The 17,875-nt window shown below is 73.9% G+C and carries 10 protein-coding genes; 7 read left to right on the plus strand and 3 right to left on the minus strand.

What is annotated here, in order from left to right:
* Positions 1-521: 521 nt before the first annotated feature.
* The 5 genes from DDJ31_RS25280 to moeZ all read left to right on the plus strand — a co-directional run bounded on the left by DDJ31_RS25280 (position 522) and on the right by moeZ (position 7,123).
* The gene (locus tag DDJ31_RS25280) at positions 522-2,237 is read left to right on the plus strand and encodes a DUF3492 domain-containing protein (RefSeq protein ID WP_127178085.1); all 1,716 of its coding nucleotides are present in this window, start codon (positions 522-524) and stop codon (positions 2,235-2,237) included.
* A gap of 605 nt (positions 2,238-2,842) precedes the next feature.
* Entirely contained in the window at positions 2,843-4,066 is a 1,224-nt protein-coding gene (locus DDJ31_RS25285; protein WP_431027308.1) for a hypothetical protein, read from the plus strand.
* Positions 4,067-4,196: 130 nt separating this feature from the next.
* The gene (locus DDJ31_RS25290) at positions 4,197-5,159 is read left to right on the plus strand and encodes an NAD-dependent epimerase/dehydratase family protein (RefSeq protein ID WP_127178083.1); all 963 of its coding nucleotides are present in this window, start codon (positions 4,197-4,199) and stop codon (positions 5,157-5,159) included.
* Positions 5,147-5,881, plus strand: a complete 735-nt coding sequence (locus DDJ31_RS25295; RefSeq protein WP_127178082.1) for a spherulation-specific family 4 protein — start codon at positions 5,147-5,149, stop codon at positions 5,879-5,881. The genes DDJ31_RS25290 and DDJ31_RS25295 overlap by 13 nt, the downstream gene beginning before the upstream one ends.
* Before the next feature lie 63 nt (positions 5,882-5,944).
* The gene (gene moeZ, locus DDJ31_RS25300) at positions 5,945-7,123 is read left to right on the plus strand and encodes an adenylyltransferase/sulfurtransferase MoeZ (RefSeq protein ID WP_093835890.1); all 1,179 of its coding nucleotides are present in this window, start codon (positions 5,945-5,947) and stop codon (positions 7,121-7,123) included.
* 77 nt (positions 7,124-7,200) lie between these two features.
* Here the strand turns inward: moeZ and DDJ31_RS25305 are convergent, their stop codons facing one another.
* The 3 genes from DDJ31_RS25305 to DDJ31_RS25315 form a co-directional block, all read right to left on the minus strand.
* Positions 7,201-8,763 (minus strand): alpha/beta hydrolase, encoded by a 1,563-nt coding sequence (locus DDJ31_RS25305; RefSeq protein ID WP_127178081.1) that lies wholly within the window; start codon positions 8,761-8,763, stop codon positions 7,201-7,203.
* A gap of 135 nt (positions 8,764-8,898) precedes the next feature.
* Complete coding sequence (locus DDJ31_RS25310) at positions 8,899-10,443, minus strand: alpha/beta hydrolase (RefSeq protein ID WP_127178080.1); 1,545 nt, start codon at positions 10,441-10,443, stop codon at positions 8,899-8,901.
* A gap of 158 nt (positions 10,444-10,601) precedes the next feature.
* Positions 10,602-13,376: a lysylphosphatidylglycerol synthase transmembrane domain-containing protein gene (locus tag DDJ31_RS25315; protein ID WP_127178079.1), complete on the minus strand. Its 2,775-nt coding sequence runs from the start codon at positions 13,374-13,376 to the stop codon at positions 10,602-10,604.
* A gap of 186 nt (positions 13,377-13,562) precedes the next feature.
* Between DDJ31_RS25315 and DDJ31_RS25320 the strand changes: the two genes are divergently transcribed.
* Positions 13,563-13,949: an MGMT family protein gene (locus DDJ31_RS25320; RefSeq protein WP_127178078.1), complete on the plus strand. Its 387-nt coding sequence runs from the start codon at positions 13,563-13,565 to the stop codon at positions 13,947-13,949.
* 356 nt (positions 13,950-14,305) lie between these two features.
* Entirely contained in the window at positions 14,306-17,860 is a 3,555-nt protein-coding gene (locus DDJ31_RS25325) for an ATP-dependent helicase (RefSeq protein ID WP_127178077.1), read from the plus strand.
* Positions 17,861-17,875 lie beyond the last annotated feature (15 nt).

Consider the following 17,875-nt stretch of genomic DNA (forward strand, 5'->3'; position numbering starts at 1 on the left):
GCCTTGTAGCCCTCTATAGCCCTGTCGCCCCGCCGATTGGCCGATCTGTTGGTCCGTCGGGGTGCGGAGTGACCGTCCGCGGTCCGGCGGAGGATCGATACGCCGGGCTGCGGGGTGCGGAGTGTGGACTGCCGAGTGCCGAGTGCTGATCCCCGGTGCCCGTCGGGAGCCCCCCGGCTGGGGCCGGTCCGGTGGCGGCCGTCGAGTACCTCCGGGGCCGTTCGGAGCCTGCGGGCGCCGTCCGGGCGGTGTTCGGGCGGTGTTCGGGACACCGTCCGGGCGGTGTTCGGGGCGTGGTCCTGGACGCCGACAAGCCTGGGCCCTGGCCTGACGTGGCGTGATCGGTTGATCTCCTAGCGCCATCGAACGCGACCCGCACGGGAAAGTTACGACCGTTCACCCCTTTTGGTGGCGCGACGGACAACCGTCCGTCGCGCCACCACCTTGTCCGCATACGTTCGTCCCGCTGCGAGCCGCTGGACCAACGGCGGCTCCCCATACGGGAGATCGGGGGTGCACACGTGCGCATAGGACTGCTTACGGAGGGTGGCTATCCGTATCTGAGCGGTGAGACAAGGCTCTGGTGCGACCGGCTCGTGCGCGGGCTCGGGCAGCACGAGTTCGAGATCTACGCGCTCAGCCGCACCGAACGCCAGGAGGACGAGGGCTGGCTCCCGCTGCCGCCCCAGGTCGACCGCGTGCGCACCGCCCCGCTGTGGACCACCGAGGCCGCCACCGACGGCCGCACCCCCTACGGCCGCCGCGCGCGCCGCCGGTTCGCCGACTGCTACGGCGACCTGGCCGCCACCCTGTGCGCGGGCGGTGTCGGCGACCCGGCCACCACTTCGACGGAGGGCTCCGCCCTTGAGGCGGACCGTTTCGGCAACGCTCTGTACGCGCTCGCCGAACTCGCCCGCGTCGAAGGCGGCCTGCCGACCGCCCTCCGCTCCGAGACCGCCGTACGCGCCCTGGAACGCGCCTGTCGTGCGCCCGGCGCCCGGCGCGCGGCCCGCGAGGCCCGCGTCCCCGACCTCCTCGCCGTCGCCGCCCACCTCGAACGCGCCCTGCGCCCCCTCTCCCTCGACTGGTACGAGGACGACGCCCTCGGCGCCGTAGACCTGTGCCACGCGGCCTCCGGCGGCGCCGCCGCCCTGCCGGGACTCCTCGCCCGGCACTTCTTCGGCGTGCCCCTGCTGGTCACCGAGTACGGGGTCAGGCTGCGCGCCCACTACCTCGCCGCCCCCGACGCCCCGCCCGCCGTACGGGCGCTGCTCGCCGCCTTCCACGGCCGCCTCGCCGCCGAGACCTACGGCAGGGCCGCCGCCGTCACGCCCGGCAACGCGCACGCCCGCCGCTGGCAGGAACGCTGCGGCGCCGACCGTGCCAAGCTGCGCACCGTCCACCCCGGCATGGACGCCGCGCCCTTCACCGAGATCGGCGAGGCCCCGGAGTGCGCCGACCCCGGCACCGTCGTCTGGGTCGGCCGCGTCGAGCCCGCCAAGGACCTCGTCTGTCTGCTGCACGCCTTCGCCGAGGTGCGCGCGGCGGAGCCCGGCACCCGGCTGCGGATCGTCGGCACGCCGGCCGGCGCGGAGGGCGCCGCCTACCTCGGCCACTGCCGGGCACTCGCCGCGCAGCTCTTTCCCGACGAGGCCGAGGGGCCGCACACCGTCGGCGACAACCCCGTCTCCTTCGAGGAGGTCGGCGGCCCGGAGCTCCCGACGCTCGCCGACGCCTACGGCTCGGGCGCGGTCACCGTCCTCTCCAGCGTGGTCGAGGGCTTCCCCGCCGGTCTCGTGGAGGCCATGTTCTGCGCGCGGGCGACCGTCTCCACGGACGTCGGCGCGGTCGTCGAGGTCATCGGCGGGACCGGTCTCGTCGTACCGCCGCGCAACCCCAGGGCGCTCGCGGAGGCGTGCGTGGCGCTGCTGCGCGACCCCGCGCGCCGTGCGCGACTCGGCGCCGCCGCGCGCGCCCGAGCGCTCGAACTGTTCACCGTCGAGCAGAACACCACCGCGTTCCACGACCTCTATCTGGAGATCGTCTCGCACACGCCGGTGCGGCGGCTCGTCCTCGACGGCGCCGGTGAGCCCGTGCCGTTCGCGGCTCCCGCCGAGTCCCACATCCCCGGCCGCTGGGCGGGGCCGGCACCTCGCGCGGTGCCGCGCGGCGGGCCCAGCTGGGCGACGGGCACGACACGTACGGCCGGCGGCTTTCCGGCCGCGGAGGGGGCGTGATGAACGGCTTCGGCGGCAGCCGCCTCGACGGCGCGGAGCCGGACGGCCCCAGTGATCTGGACCGACCCGGAACACCGGCCAGCCCCGGGGCCTGGGACGAGCGGTCACGGGGGTGGCTGGACGCTGAGCGGGCTGTCGACCCGGCTGGGGAGCGGATGGTTGCTTCGGCGGGGGAGTGGACGGCTGCTCCGGCTGGGGAGCGGACGGTTGCATCGGCGGCGGAGCGCGCGGTTGCGTCTGCCGGGGAGTGGGCGGTTGCCCCGGCGGGGGAGCCGTGGGCCTCTCCGGCCGACGAGCCTCGGATTTCGTCGTCCGGTGAGCGGGCCACCGCGGCTGGAGTGAACGGTCCTGCTGAGGGGACGGGGGGTGCGGCGTGGGGCGCTGAGGCGCCTGGGGGCGTCGGGGTGCCTGTGCGTGGGGTCCGCGGGGCTGATGTGCTGCCTGGGGACGCTCAGGCGCTTGGGGGCGCCGACGCTCTCGATCATGACCATGACCATGACCATGACCATGGCCGTGACCATGATCCCGGTGCCTACCTTGGTGCGGCTGCCGGCGCCGGTCCTGGTTCCGGTGCGGCTCCTGATCCCGGTCCCGGTCCCGTCGGCGTGCCCGGTGCCGGCGCACCCGGTGCCGGCGTCCCCGGTGTCGGGGTGCGGCTCGGGCGGGAGACGGGGGTCGGTGCGCGCCGGGGACGTCCCGACGCCCCGCCCGTCCGGCGCCGTCCCGCGCCCCGCCGCGCCGCCGACCCCGTCAAGGCGCTGATGCACCGCCACCGCCGCCTGTGCGAACGCGCCGTCGACCCCCTGGAGATCGCGGCCGGCCTGGAGGCGCACGGCGTCACCGACCGCACCGCCACCCGCTTCCGGCACCGGGACGTCTTCTCCCTCGCCGAGGAGATGTACGCCCGCGCCCCACGGGAGACCTGGACGCCCCCGCCCCCGAAGCCCCCGCCGCCCACCCCGGCCCGCACCGGCTGGGCCCTGCGCTCCCTCCTCCCCGGCCTGCTCTGTGCGGCGACCGTCACCGGCCTGCGCCTCACCGACGGCCACGCCCGCCTCGCCATCGCCGCCGGCGGCGTCCTCGCCGTCACCCTCGGCCTGCGCGCGGCCCTCGCGCACGGCCCCCTCGCCCCGGACCCCCGCGCCACGGCACTCCCGCGCCAACCCGGCGTCCATGCCTGGACGTTGTGGCTCCTCGCCTACGCCCTCCTCGGCGACGGACTCCTCGACACGGTCGTCTCCGGCGGCCCCGACACCCTCCCCGACGGCACCACCGACGGTCCCTGGCCCCTCGCCGCCGCCCCCGTCCTGGCGCTCGCCCTGTCCTGCGCACCGGCCGCCTGGTGCGCCCACCTCCTCTCCGCCCGCGCCCGGCGCCGCCTCACCACGAGCCGCGGCCTCGCCGAGTTCACCACCTCCGTACGCCCCCTGCTGTTCGCCTCCCTCGCCCTGTACCTGGGCGCCCTCGCCGCCCTGGTGACCGTCTCCGGCGCCGTCCTCGGTGAACCCGCGCACCTCGCGCAGGCCCTCACCCTCGGCTCCCTCCTCTTCCTCGCCCGCCTCCTCGTCGTCCACGGCGCCACCCGCGCCCCCACGCTCGCCCTCACCTGCGCCGCGACGGCCCAGGCAGGCGCCCTGGCCGCGCTGTTCGGCGGCCGGCTGCCCGGCTGCGCCTTCCTCGCCACCCCCGTGGAGACGGTCTTCACCGCCTGGGGACCGGGCAGCGTGCCGTCCGTCGTCTGCGCGGCGGCGGCCCTGCCCCTGCTGCTCCTCGCGACCCGCACGCTCACCCGGGCCTCGGCCCACGCCCCCGCGGACCCGCCGTGCTGACGCGGCGCCCCCACCCCACCCCGTCGCCGGCCCCTGGCACCCGCGCCTTCGGCGGCCGCACCGCTCTCTTCGAAGGAGAACCCCAGATGATCACCTCCCGACCCGAGCACTCGGCCCCGGGAGTCGCGCGATGAGAGTCCTGCTGATCGGAGCCAACGGCTACCTCGGCCGTTTCGTCGCCGACCGCCTGCTCGCCGACCCGGCCGTCCAGCTCACCGCACTCGGCCGCGGCGACGACGCCGACGTCCGCTTCGACCTCGCCTCCGGCAGCCCAGGCGCCCTCACCCGGTTCCTGGACGCCGTCCACCCGGGCGTCGTCGTCAACTGCGCCGGCGCCACCCGGGGCGGCGCCCGCGACCTCACCCGCCACAACACCGTCGCCGTCGCCACCGTCTGCGAGGCGCTGCGGCGCAGCGGCTGCGGCGCCCGGCTCGTGCAGATCGGCTGCGGCGCCGAGTACGGGCCGAGCCAGCCGGGCTCCTCCACCGCCGAGGACGCCGTGCCGCGCCCCGGCGGCCCGTACGGCGTCAGCAAACTCGCCGCCACCGAACTCGTCCTCGGCTCCGGGCTCGACGCCGTCGTCCTGCGGGTCTTCTCCCCGGCCGGACCCGGCACCCCCGCCGGCTCACCGCTCGGCCGGCTCGCCGAGGCGATGCGGCGCGCGATGCAGTCGGGCGACGGCGAACTGAAACTCGCCGGCCTCGGCGTCCAGCGCGACTTCGTCGACGTCCGCGACGTCGCCCGCGCGGTGCACGCCGCCTCGCTCTCCGCCGCCCAGGGCGTCATCAACATCGGCTCAGGGCGGGCCGTCCGGCTGCGCGACGCCGCCGCCATGCTCGCCCGCGTCGCCGGATACGGCGGCGCCCTCCATGAACTCGACGGCCCGCCGGGACCGCTGCGCGCCTCCATCGGACACCCGCGCGGCGAGGGCGAGCACGGTCTCGCGCCGGTCGCGTACCCGTACCCCGACGGCTGCGGCACTTGGCAGCAGGCCGACGTCCGCACCGCCCGCGACCGGCTCGGCTGGCGCCCCCGGATCAACCTGGAGGAGTCCCTCGCCGACATCTGGATGGAGGCGGCATGCCGCATCTGACCAGCGCCCGCACCGGCCTCCGCACCGGCATCGGCGTGCCCGGCTACGCGCACCCCCTGGTCGCCCCCACCGAATGGGGCGAACTCACCCGCCCAGGCACCCCCTTGCACTGGGTCGTCCTCAACGTCGCCGACGGCCCCGGCGCCCGCCCCGACCCGCACTGCCTGGCGGCGGCCGGGCGGCTGCGCAACGCGGGCGTGCGGGTCCTCGGCCACCTCGACACCGTCCACGGCGCCCGCACCTTCGGCGAGCTGATCTCCGAGGCCCACCGGTACGCCGACTGGTACCGGGTCGACGGCTTCCTCCTGGACCGCTGCCCGACCGACCGGGCGTGGCTCCCGGAGATCCGCCGCACGGTCGCCGCGCTGCGCACGCTGGGCGACGGCGCGCACATCGTCCTCGGCCACGGCAGCCACCCCTACCCCGGCTACGCCGAGAACGCCGACCAACTGGTCACCTTCGTCGGCCCGTGGAGCGACTACCGCTGGTCGCAGGCCGACGAGTGGACGGCCGACCATCCGCCCGAGCGCTTCTGCCACTTCGTCCACGGGGTGCCCCGCGGCCACCTCGACGAGGCGCTGCGCATCGCCCGCTGGCAGGGCGCGGCCACCCTCTACTTCACCGACCGGACCGCGCGCGAAGGGCACCTCGACCCCTGGGAGACCATGCCCGGCCACTGGGACGAGTTCGTCTCGCGGATCGGAACAGGTGTCTCGGAATGACGCGGGGCGTGGCAGTGTTACACGGAGAACAACTGTAGTGATTGACCGATCAACGGAGTCCCCGTGTCGCTGCCACCCCTGGTCGAGCCGGCTGCCGAGCTCACCGTAGACGAGGTCCGCAGGTACTCCCGCCACCTGATCATCCCCGACGTCGGGATGGACGGGCAGAAGCGGCTGAAGAACGCCAAGGTGCTCTGTGTGGGCGCCGGCGGTCTCGGTTCGCCCGCGCTGATGTACCTGGCCGCCGCGGGTGTCGGCACGCTCGGCATCGTCGAGTTCGACGAGGTCGACGAGTCGAACCTCCAGCGGCAGATCATCCACAGCCAGTCCGACATCGGCCGCTCCAAGGCCGAGTCCGCGCGGGACAGCGTCAAGGGCATCAACCCGTACGTGAACGTGATCCTTCACGAGGAACGGCTCGAGGCCGAGAACGTGATGGACATCTTCAGCCAGTACGACCTGATCGTCGACGGCACGGACAACTTCGCGACCCGCTACCTGGTCAACGACGCGGCCGTGCTGCTCAACAAGCCGTACGTGTGGGGCTCGATCTACCGCTTCGACGGCCAGGCCTCGGTCTTCTGGTCCGAGCACGGCCCCTGCTACCGCTGCCTCTACCCCGAGCCCCCGCCCCCCGGCATGGTCCCCTCCTGCGCCGAGGGCGGCGTCCTGGGCGTGCTGTGCGCGTCCATCGGCTCCATCCAGGTCACCGAGGCGATCAAGGTCCTCACCGGCGTCGGTGACCCGCTGGTCGGCCGGCTGATGATCTACGACGCCCTGGAGATGCAGTACCGCCAGGTCAAGGTCCGCAAGGACCCGAACTGCGCGGTCTGCGGCGACAACCCGACCGTCACCGAGCTGATCGACTACGAGGCCTTCTGCGGTGTCGTCTCCGAGGAGGCCCAGGAGGCGGCGGCTGGTTCGACGATCACTCCCAAGCAGCTCAAGGAGTGGATCGACGACGGCGAGAACATCGAGATCATCGATGTCCGCGAGGTCAACGAGTACGAGATCGTCTCGATCCCCGGCGCCAAGCTGATCCCGAAGAACGAGTTCCTCATGGGCACCGCCCTCGAGAGCCTTCCGCAGGACAAGAAGATCGTCCTGCACTGCAAGACGGGTGTCCGCAGTGCGGAAGTCCTCGCGGTCCTGAAGTCCGCGGGCTTCTCCGACGCCGTGCACGTCGGCGGCGGCGTGATCGGCTGGGTCAACCAGATCGAGCCGGACAAGCCGGTCTACTGACCGCCCGCCTTCCTGGCTGACGTCCTTGCCGTGACGGGGGCTTCGCGCACCACGGGTGCGGGGAGCCCCCGCCGCCGTCAGGAGCAGACCTTGCCGTCCTTCGGCACGGTGCCCTTGATCAGATAGGCGTCGACCGCCGAGTCGACACAGCCGCTCCCGCTGCCGTACGCGCCGTGCCCCTCGCCCTTCCAGGTCAGCATCACCCCGACCCCCTTGCCCAGTGCGTCGGCCATCTTGCGGGCGCCCTCGTAGGGGGTGGCGGGGTCCCCGGTGTTGCCCACCACGAGGATCGGCGCCGCGCCCGGCGCGCTCACCTCCGGGGTGTCGTACTGGCCCGCCACCGGCCAGTCGTGGCACCAGCCGGCCGCGTCCCAGGCGAGGAACGCCCCGAAGACGGGCGAGATCTTCTCGAAGTCCGGCAGCACCTCGGTCACCTGCGCGGCCGTCGGCCGCTGCCGGTCGTCCAGGCACGATATGACCCGTTGGGAGTGGGTCGCCGTGCCGTAGTGCCCCGACGCGTCACGGTCGTTGTAGCCGTCGGCCAGCTCCAGCAGCCCGGTACCGTCGCCCCGCTGGGCCGCGGTGAGCGCGCTGGTCAGCGTCGGCCAGCCGGACTTGCTGTACAGCGGCAGCACGATCCCGGTGATCGCCAGGCTCTGGGTCAGCTCCCGCCCGGACGAGGTGGACAGCGGGGCGGCGTCGATCCGCTTCAGCAGCGCCGCGATCTTCCGGGTCCCCTCGGCGGGGTCCTGGCCGGTCGACGCGAGGTAGTCGTCCAGCGCCCGCTGGAATCCCCTGGCCTGGTTCTCCGCGTGGCCGATCGTGTCCGCCGTCGGGTCGACGACCGCGTCCAGGACCAGCCGCCCCACCCGCCGCGGGAACAAGTGGGCGTACACCCCGCCCAGTTCGGTGCCGTAGGAAATGCCGAAGTAGTGTGTCCGCGCGTCGCCGAGCACCTGCCGCATCAGGTCCAGGTCGCGGGCGCTGTCGGTCGTCGACACGTGCGCCATCAGCTCGCCTGCCGCCTTCGCGCAGCCCTTGCCGAAGGCGGTCGCGTCCCCGAAGTACGCCTTCTCCTCGGCCGGGGTGTCCGGAGTGACGTCGATGTCCTCCGCCGCCTCGATCTCCCGGTCGGCGCGGCAGCGCACCCCCTCGCTGCCGCCGACGCCGCGCGGGTCCCAGCTCACCAGGTCGTAGTGCTCGCGGAGCGCGGAGACCGTCGTCGCGTAGGACGGCATCGTCGAGACCCCCGAGCCGCCGGGGCCGCCGAAGTTGAACAGCAGGGAGCCGATCCGCTTCTTCCCGGTGGCCTCGGCGCGGATCAGGGCCAGGTCGATCGTCCGGCCCCGCGGCTTCGACCAGTCCAGCGGCGCCTTCAGCGTGGCGCACCGCCATTCGCCGCCCGGGGCGTCCGCCTCCGCGGTGGCCCCGCACGCGCCCCACCGGAGCCGCTGCCCGGTCAGCGCCGCGGGCAGCGCGGCCGTCGAGTCGGCCGAGCCGCTCGATGACGGCGCCTGCGACCCCGTCCTCCCGCCGTGGTCGCGGCCGTCGTCACCCGGGCCGGACGAACCGCTGCCGCACCCCGCGACCAGCAGCACGGCGGTGGCGGCGAGCGCGGCCCAGCGCACGAATCCCCTCACGTCTGTCCCCCCTCACAAGCCGTCCGCGTCGAGCGGCGCACGGCGGTCAGGCCATGGTATGCGGACCGCGCCGAACCCGTGCGAGCCTGTGGATAACCTTCTGACCTGGGGATTTATCCGGTCCGTTGACGGGTCTCAGGAGCAGACGGTGCCCGCCGCCGGCACCTTCCCGTCCAGCAGGTAGCCGTCCACCGCGGACTGCACGCACGGGTTCTTGCTGTCGTACGCGCCGTGCCCCTGACCCTTGTACGTCAGCTCCACGCCGACCCCCTTGCCCAGCGCGTCCACCATCTTGCGGGCGCCCTCGTACGGCGTCGCCGGGTCGCCGGTGTTGCCCACCACCAGGATCGGCGCCGATCCGGCCGCGCTCACGTCCGGGTGCTCGGCGGCGCCCGGCACGGCCCAGTCGGTGCAGCTGACCATGGACCAGGCGAGGAAGTCCCCGAACACCGGCGAGGCGGCCCGGAACTCGGGCAGCTTCCCCCGCACGTAGTCGGCCGTGTACCGGGGCTTGTCGTCGGCGCAGTTGATCGCGACGTTCGCCGCCGTGGTGTTGCTGTACTGGCCGTTCTCGTTGCGCCCGTTCATCGAGTCCGACAGCAGCATCAGGATCCTGCCGTCCCCGTCGTAGGCCTGTTCGAGGCCCTCGGTGAGGTACTCCCAGAAGTCCTTCGAGTACAGCGACTGCGCGATCCCGTTGGTCGCCGCGGTCTGGGTCAGCTGCCGCGGGAAGATGCCGGGCAGCGGCTTGTGGTCGAGGCCCTTCAGCAGCTTGGCGATCCGGTCCTTGACGTCCTGGGCGGTGTCGCCGACCGGGCAGTCCCGCACCTTCGAGGTGCAGTCCCGGGCGAAGTTGTCGAGCGCCAGCTGGAACCCCTTGGCCTGCCCGAGGGAGCCCTGTTCGACGTCCTGCGTCGGGTCGACGACCCCGTCGAAGATCGCCCGCCCCACGTTCTTCGGGAACAAGTGGGCGTAGACGCCGCCGAGTTCGGTGCCGTACGAGATGCCGAAGTAGTGCAGCTTGTCGTCGCCGAGCACCTGGCGCATCAGGTCCATGTCCCGGGCCGCGTCGGTGGTGCGCACATGCGGCAGCATCTTCTTGGAGTTCTTCTCGCAGGCCGCGTTGAACTTCCTGGTGTTGTCGATCAGCTTGGCGCGTTCGGCCGCGTCGTCGGGTGTCGCGTCCTGCTGGAAGTACGTGTCGAGCTGCTGGTCGTTCTCGCACCGCACGGGCGCGCTGCGGCCGACCCCGCGCGGGTCGAAGCTCACCAGGTCGTAGCGGGTGCGCAGTTTCGTGTAGTCGGAGCCGAAGGCGGGCAGCGTGGTGACGCCCGAGCCGCCGGGCCCGCCGAAGTTGAAGACGAGCGAGCCGATCCGCCGGCTCAGGTCGCCGCTGGCCTTCGCCCGGATCAGCGCGATGCCGATCGTGTCGCCCTGGGGGTTGCCCCAGTCGAGCGGCGCCCTCATGGTGGCGCACTGCCACTGCTCGCCGCCCGGCAGCGGGGAGGGCGCGCTGCCGCCGCCCTCCGCCTCGGACGGCGCCGGGCACTCCTTCCAGCTCAGCTTCTGGGCCGAGACGTCCTCGTCCGTCGAGCCGTCGCCGCACCCCGCCAGCACGGAGGAGAGCAGCACGGCGGTGGCGGACAGGGCGGCGGCGCGCAGGCGAGGAGGGTTCGGCATGCCCCCATCCTGCGTGCGGGCGCCACCGGGCGCTCGGGGCGCGGTCCGTCCGGGCTACGGCGGCACGCGCGCGTGCGGGGCGCCGGGCGCGTCCCGGCGGGCCCGGACGTCACCGGCCGGCACGCGCGCGTACCGGCCGACCGACGTCTTTCGGTGTCCTACAGGGAGCCCTTGCGGGAGAGGTGGTTGAAGGCGAGCCAGCCCGGCAGCACCGGCAGCCACAGCGTCAGCAGCCGGAACAGCAGCACGGACGGCGCCGCGACCTCCTTGGGGAGGCCGATGGCGATCAGACCGACCGTCAGGGTCGCCTCCACCGCGCCCACCCCGCCCGGGGTCGGGGCGGCGGAGCCGAGGGCGTTGCCCGCGAGGAAGACGACCGCGACGCTCGCGATGCTCAGCGACGTCGACTCGTCGCCGAACGCGCGGATCGAGGCGTCGAGGCACATCACGAAGCAGGCGGTCAGCAGCAGCATGCCGCCGATGCCGGTGACGAGCTTCTGCGGCCGCTGGAGCACGTCCAGCATGCGCGGCACGACGCCCGCGAAGAGCGACCGCACGCGCGTGACGACGAATTTCCGCAGGAACGGCACCGAGGTGACGACCAGCACCAGCACCGCGACCGTCAGCAGACCGGCGATGACCGTACGGGAAGGCGACAGCGACGGCGTCTTCTCGGTGCCGGTCAGATAGCCGAAGGACAGCAGCATCAGGATGTGGCAGCCGAGGCCGAACAGCTGCGAGGCGCCGACACTCGCCACCGCGAGCCCAGGCCGCACCCCCGAGCGTTGCAGGAAGCGCGTGTTGAGGGCGACCCCGCCCACCGCGGCCGGCGCGACGATCTTGACGAACGACCCGGCGACCTGCGCCGCCACCGTCCGCAGGAACGGCACCCGCTCGGGCACGAACCCCAGCAGCGACATCGCCGCTGCGAAGTAGCTGCACGCCGAGAACAGCACCGCCGCCGCCACCCAGCCCCACTGCGCGTTCGCCACCAGCGGCCCGAACTCGATGTGGGTGAGCTGCGTCAGCAGGAAGTACGCGCCGATCGCGCCGGCGATGAAACTCATCAGGGTGCGCGGCCTGATCCGCTCCAGACGGGCGGGCTCGACCGGCGCCTGCGGTCTGATCCGCAGCACCACGTGCCGGATCTGGGTGAGCAGATCCTCCTCGCGGGCCTCCTCGAGAGCGTCGTCGATGGCCCGTTTCTCGGCCCGCTGCTCGGCCCGCACCGCCTTCTTGTCGGGCTTGTCGGGCTTGTTGAGGGCCGGCGCACCGGTGTCGTCCCCGGCCGCCTCCAGCCGTGCCTGCTTGGCCGCGCTCCCCGCCTCAAGGACCGCGTCCCGCTCCCGCTCGGCCCGCTCCCGCGCCAGCCTGCGCAGGGTCGCCCGCGAGGTGCGGGAGAGCGCGATGGGCTGGAGCATCGGCAGGCAGTCGGCGACGGCGTCGGGCCCGAGGACGCTCAGCGCGGACGCCACCGATCGCTCGGCGCCCACCCGCAGACCCAGGGTCACCAGGAGCTGCGAGACGTCCATGCGCAGCAGCAGATCACCGGCGGCGATCTCGCCGACCCGCAGGTCGGTGAGGATCACCGTGCCGGAACGATCCACCAGGATCGCGTCACCCACCAGCCTGCGATGGGCGATCCGCCGTGACTGAAGGGCGCGCACCTGGTGCCAGGTGTCGCGCAGCAGATCGTCGGTGATCTCCTCGTCCGCGAGCGTGTCCAGGGTGCGCCCGCCGGTGTGCTCGTAGATGAGCATCACGGCGTCGGGACCCAGCTCGGAGGTGGCGATCAGCTTGGGGGCGTTGGCGCCCGCCGCGATGGCCGCGTACGCGAGCAGCGCCTCCTGCTCCAGGGCCTGGCGCAGCGACTGCAGGCTCCTGCGGGTGGCGAAACCGCGCAGCGTCAGATTGCGCCACACGCGGTAGAAGAAGCCCTGCGCCTGCTGTTCGCGGTCGACGACCGTCACGTCCAGCGGGAGGCCGTCCTCCAGGGTGACGAAGTAGCGCCGGCCGCGGTCGCCGGTCTCCGGGGTCTCGTGCACCTCCTGGCGCGCGGCGCTCACCGGGTGGAAACCGACGTGCCGCAGGCCCGCCATCAGGGTCTGGCCGGTCGGCCTGACGTTGGGCGAGCCCACCGCGTAGAGCGTCCCGTAGGCGACCGTCCAGCCGATCAGCACCGTCAGGATGATCGAGAACGGGGTGGTGTAGCCGGTGACGAGCATCGAGAACGCGTCGAGGAGCAGCACGATCCACAGCACCGCGCGCCAGCGGGGTCTGCGGGACATGCCGACGGCCGTCATGTACGCGATGACCGGGGCGAGATAGCCGTGCACCGGGTCGGTCAGGGCGTGGATGTCGCTGGGGGAGGGCTGGGTGAGCGCTTCCTGGATCGAGCCGGGAGCGGCCTTGGCGACCCACAGGTCGGTCGCCAGCGTCACCCCGTGCGCGAGGACCGCCGCGAGCACGCCGTCGGCGATCCGCAGTCCGTCCCGTTTGATCAGCCGCTCGATCGCGAACGCGACCGGCACCAGCAGGATCGCGATGCTCGACGCCAGGCCGGCGATCTTGATGAGCAGGTCGGGCGCCTGCCCGGTGCCCTTGTTGATGTCCTGTTCGAGCCCCGAGGTGGTGCCGTGCGCGAACGCGGCGATGCCGAGCACCACGGCGACCGCGAGCACACCCACCACGAAGCGCATCAGGTCCGAGGGACGGTGCACGCGCGCGGGGAGCAGCGGTTCGTCGCCGTCGACGGCGTCGACGTGCGCCCCCTCCAGCAGATCGTCGTCCGGATCGGACGGGCGACCGCCCGAAGGGGCGAGGTCCCCGCCGGTGTCCTCGGAGGGTTCGGCGCCGGTGTTCCGCGCGGCCGGGCGCGACGGAGCGTCAGAGTCGCTGTCCGCGTCCTCCGGCTGCGCGTCCTGCTGCTTCATCGTCTCTTCTTGGTCTCGTATCACCAGTCACCGCCCGCACGATGGTGGCATGCCCCACCGACACACAGGGGCATCAGGGTGCAAATGCGGGGGCGCACAGTCTGCCCGACGCGCCGCCCGGGGGCGAGGGATACGCAGGGTCGCGGGCCCGTCACATTGTCGGTGCGGTGGGGCAGGATGGGCTGGATGAGCGAGCAGAACCATTCCCCGGGCGCCCGCGCGGAGCACGCCGACGCGCTTCCCGACTACGCCGAGCGGGTACTGGAGGTCGCCGAACTGGTACCGCCCGGCCGCGTCATGACGTACGGGGACATCGCCGAGTGGATCGAGGAGGGCGGACCCCGGCAGGTCGGCCGGGTGATGGCGCTCTACGGGAGCCCCGTCCCGTGGTGGCGGGTGGTCCGCGCCGACGGCCGCCTGCTGCCCGGCCACGAACTCGACGCCCTCGCCCACTACCGCGCCGAGGGCACGCCCCTGAAGGACGCGAGCAGGGCCGCCGAGGGCCATCTGCCGCGCCTCGACATGCGGCGGGCCCGATGGGACGGCGGCGAACACGCGGAAGGTCACAGCTGACAGCCTCCGCCATCCGGCGCCCCCACGGGCCGCTCGTACCTCGTACGGGTGACCGGAGGCACGCTCGCGGCATGCCGTACGTTCGAGGGGCGAGGGACCCGCGTGGCACCCGGGCGGCCACGGCCGCACGCTCCGAGGGGGACGTACGCTCCGCACGCTCCGAAGGGGACGTACGGTCCGCACGGTCAGAGGGGGACGCCCGGTCCGCACGGGTCGCGTGGGAAGGAGGGGAAGCCGCGCTTCCACGACATCCGTCGGCGTAGCGTCGCCGGCACGCGTCCCTCTCACCCCGCGATCACCGCCGCGCACCCGCGGTGATCCGACCACCAGCACACCCACCAGGACCGGCGAACCACGTGAGCTCCTCTTCCTCCACCAGGCACCCGACGCACCCCCAGGTGCGCCGGGGGAGCCGTGGCGCCTACCGACTGGTGCGTACCCCGCCGGCCCGACCGGATCCCCCTGATCTGGACGCGTCCCAGCGCTCCGTGGTTGAGCACACCACCGGACCGCTGCTCGTCCTCGCCGGTCCTGGCACCGGCAAGACCACCACGCTCGTCGAGTCCGTGGCCGCGCGGATCGCCCGCGGCGGCGACCCCGAACGCATCCTGGTGCTGACGTTCAGCCGCAAGGCCGCCGTCGAACTGCGCGACCGCATGGCGCTGCGCATCGGGACGGCCCGCGCGCCCCGCGCGACCACCTTCCACTCGTTCTGCTACGCCCTGGTCCGCGCCGAACAGGACAGCGACCTGTTCGTGGAGCCGCTGCGGCTGCTGTCGGGACCCGAGCAGGACGTCACCGTCCGCGAACTGCTCGCGGGCCAGAGCTACCTGGAGCGCCGGGGTCTCGCGCATGTGCGCTGGCCGGACGAACTGCGCGCCTGCCTCACCACCCGGGGCTTCGCCGACGAGGTCCGCGCGGTCCTCGCCCGCAGCCGCGAACTGGGCCTCGGCCCCGGCGCCCTCGACGCCTTCGCGCGCCGCATCGGCCGCCCCGACTGGGGCGCGGCGGCCGCCTTCCTCGCCGAGTACCTCGACGTGCTCGACCTCCAGGGCGTCCTCGACTACGCCGAACTCGTCCACCGCGCGGTGCTCCTCGCCGACCGCCCCGAGGTCGCCCTGCGGCTCGCCGCCCAGTACGACGCCGTCTACGTCGACGAGTACCAGGACACCGACCCGGCCCAGGTGCGGCTGCTGAAGGCCCTCGCGGGCGGTGGCCGCACCCTGGTCGCGCTCGGCGACCCCGACCAGTCGATCTACGCGTTCCGGGGCGCCGACGTCAACGGCATCCTGGAGTTCCCGGCCGCCTTCCCGCGCGCGGACGGACGCCCCGCGCCCGTGCAGGTGCTGCGCACCTCCCGGCGCTCCGGCGCCGTCGTCCTCGACGCGACCAGGCGGCTCACCCAGCGGATGCCGCTCACCCGGCTGCCGGCCGAGAAGGTGCGCGCCCACCGCGAGCTGGCCCCGGTGCGGCCGGGCGGCCAGGTCGAGGTCCACACGTACCCGACGCCCGGCACCGAACTCGACAACATCGCGGACATCCTCCGCAGGGCCCACCTGGAGGACGGCGTCCCCTGGCGCGACATGGCCGTCCTGGTGCGCGCGGGCGCCCGCACCATCCCGGTGCTCCGCCGCGCCCTCACCTCCGCGGGCGTCCCCCTGGACATCGACGGCGACGACCTCCCCCTGCGCCACGAACCGTCGGTGGCCCCCCTGCTGACGGCCCTGCGGGCGGTCGCGGAGGCGTCGGGGCGGGGAGAGGACAACGGGAGCGACACGGACGACACGGACGGCAGGGACGGCACGGACGGCAGACGCGACGGCGACGGAGGCGATGCCGAGGCCGACGCGGAGAGTGGCGACGGCGCCCCTGAAAGCGGTGACGACGGGGGCGACCCGCCCGCCGCGGAAGCCGACGCTCCGGAAACCGCCGTCCCCGAAGCCGCCACCGCGGAAACCACCGCGGAAACCACCGCACCCGAAGCCGCCGCCTCCTCGGAAACCGCCTCCTCGGAAGCCGCCGCCGCCGACCCGCCCTGCTGGCTCGGTACCGAGACCGCGCTCACCCTGCTCGCCTCCCCCCTCGCCGGCATGGACACCGCCGATCTGCGGCGGCTCGGACGGGCGTTGCGGGACGAGGAGCGGGCCGCGGGCAACCCGTTGCCGCCGCCGTCCGACGAACTCCTCGCGCGGGCGCTGGCCGAGCCGGAGCGGCTGGTCGCGCACGATCCCGCGTACGCGCGCGGTGCCCAGCGCCTGGGCGCGCTGCTGCGCAAGGCCCGCGAGCGCCTCGCGGGCGGCGGCTCCGCCGAGGAGGCGCTCTGGGACCTCTGGCAGGGCACCCCGTGGCCGGCCCGTCTGGAGCGGTCGGCCCGGCGCGGCGGCGCCGCGGGACGCAACGCCGACCGCGACCTCGACGCCGTCTGCGCGCTGTTCGCGACCGCCGCGCGCGCGGAGGAGCGCACCGGCGGCCGCGGCGCCCTGAACTTCCTGGCGGAGATCGACGCCGAGGACATCGCCGCCGACACCCTCACCCGCCGCGCCGTGCGCCCCGACGCCGTCCGGCTGATGACCGCGCACCGCTCCAAGGGCCTGGAGTGGCGCCTGGTCGTCGTCGCCGGGGTGCAGGAGGGCCTCTGGCCCGACCTGCGCCGCCGCGGCTCCCTCCTGGAGGCCGACCGCATCGGCCGCGACGGTCTCGCCGAACCGCTCACCCCGGGCGCCCTGCTCGCCGAGGAGCGCCGCCTGTTCTACGTGGCCGCCACCCGCGCGCGCGAGCGCCTCGTCGTCACCGCCGTGAAGGCCCCGGCGGACGACGGCGACCAGCCCTCCCGCTTCCTCACCGAACTCGGCGTCGAACCCAAGGACGTCACCGGCCGCCCCCGCCGCCCGCTGGCCGTCGCCGCGCTCGTCGCCGAACTGCGCGCCACCACCGTCGACCCGCAGGCGTCCCCGGCGCTCAGGGAGGCCGCCGCGCACCGGCTGGCCCGGCTCGCCGCCCTCGCCGACGACGACGGCCGCCCGCTCGTCCCCGCAGCCCACCCCTACCGGTGGTGGGGCATGGACGACCCGACCGAGAGCAAGGTCCCGCTGCGCGACCGCGACCAGCCCGTGGTGCTCTCCGGGAGCGCGCTCGACCAGCTCGCCAACACCTGCGCCCTGCAGTGGTTCCTGGGCCGCGAGGTGAAGGCCGACGCGCCCGCGACCACCGCGCAGGGCTTCGGCAACGTCGTGCACGTCCTCGCCGACGAGGTCGCCTCCGGGCACTCCCCGGCCGACCTCGCCGTCCTCATGGAGCGCCTCGACTCCGTGTGGAACGCGCTCGCCTTCGACGCCCCGTGGAAGTCCGAGCAGGAGAAGGGCAACGCGCGCGTGGCGCTCGAACGCTTCCTCAAGTGGCACGTCATGGACCGCGCCGGACGCACCTCCGTGGCCAGCGAGCACGACTTCGACGTCACCCTCGAAGCGGGCGACTACCAGGTGCGCATCCGCGGCTCCATGGACCGCGTCGAGGCCGACGCCGACGGCCGCGCCTACGTCGTCGACTTCAAGACCGGCAAACAGTCACCGACCTCGGGCGAGGTGGCCCGCCACCCGCAGCTCGCCGTCTACCAGCTCGCCGTCCGCGAAGGCGCCGTCGACGACGCCTTCGGCGGCGAGCGCCCCGAGCCCGGCGGCGCCGAACTGGTGCAGCTGCGCCAGGGCGCGGCCAAGCGCGACGGCGGCGACACCCTGCCCAAGGTGCAGGCCCAGCAGGCGCTGGAGGGCGAGTGGGTCGGCGACCTGCTGGCCGGGGCCGCGGGCAAGGTCCTCGACGAACGGTTCACGCCGAGCGCGGGACAGCACTGCACGCACTGCGCGTTCCGCGCCTCCTGCACCGCGAGGCCCGAGGGACGGCAGATCATCGAATGACCCGGGCGGCACCAC

Origin of the sequence: Streptomyces griseoviridis (assembly GCF_005222485.1) — a bacterium.
GTDB lineage: Bacteria > Actinomycetota > Actinomycetes > Streptomycetales > Streptomycetaceae > Streptomyces > Streptomyces hintoniae.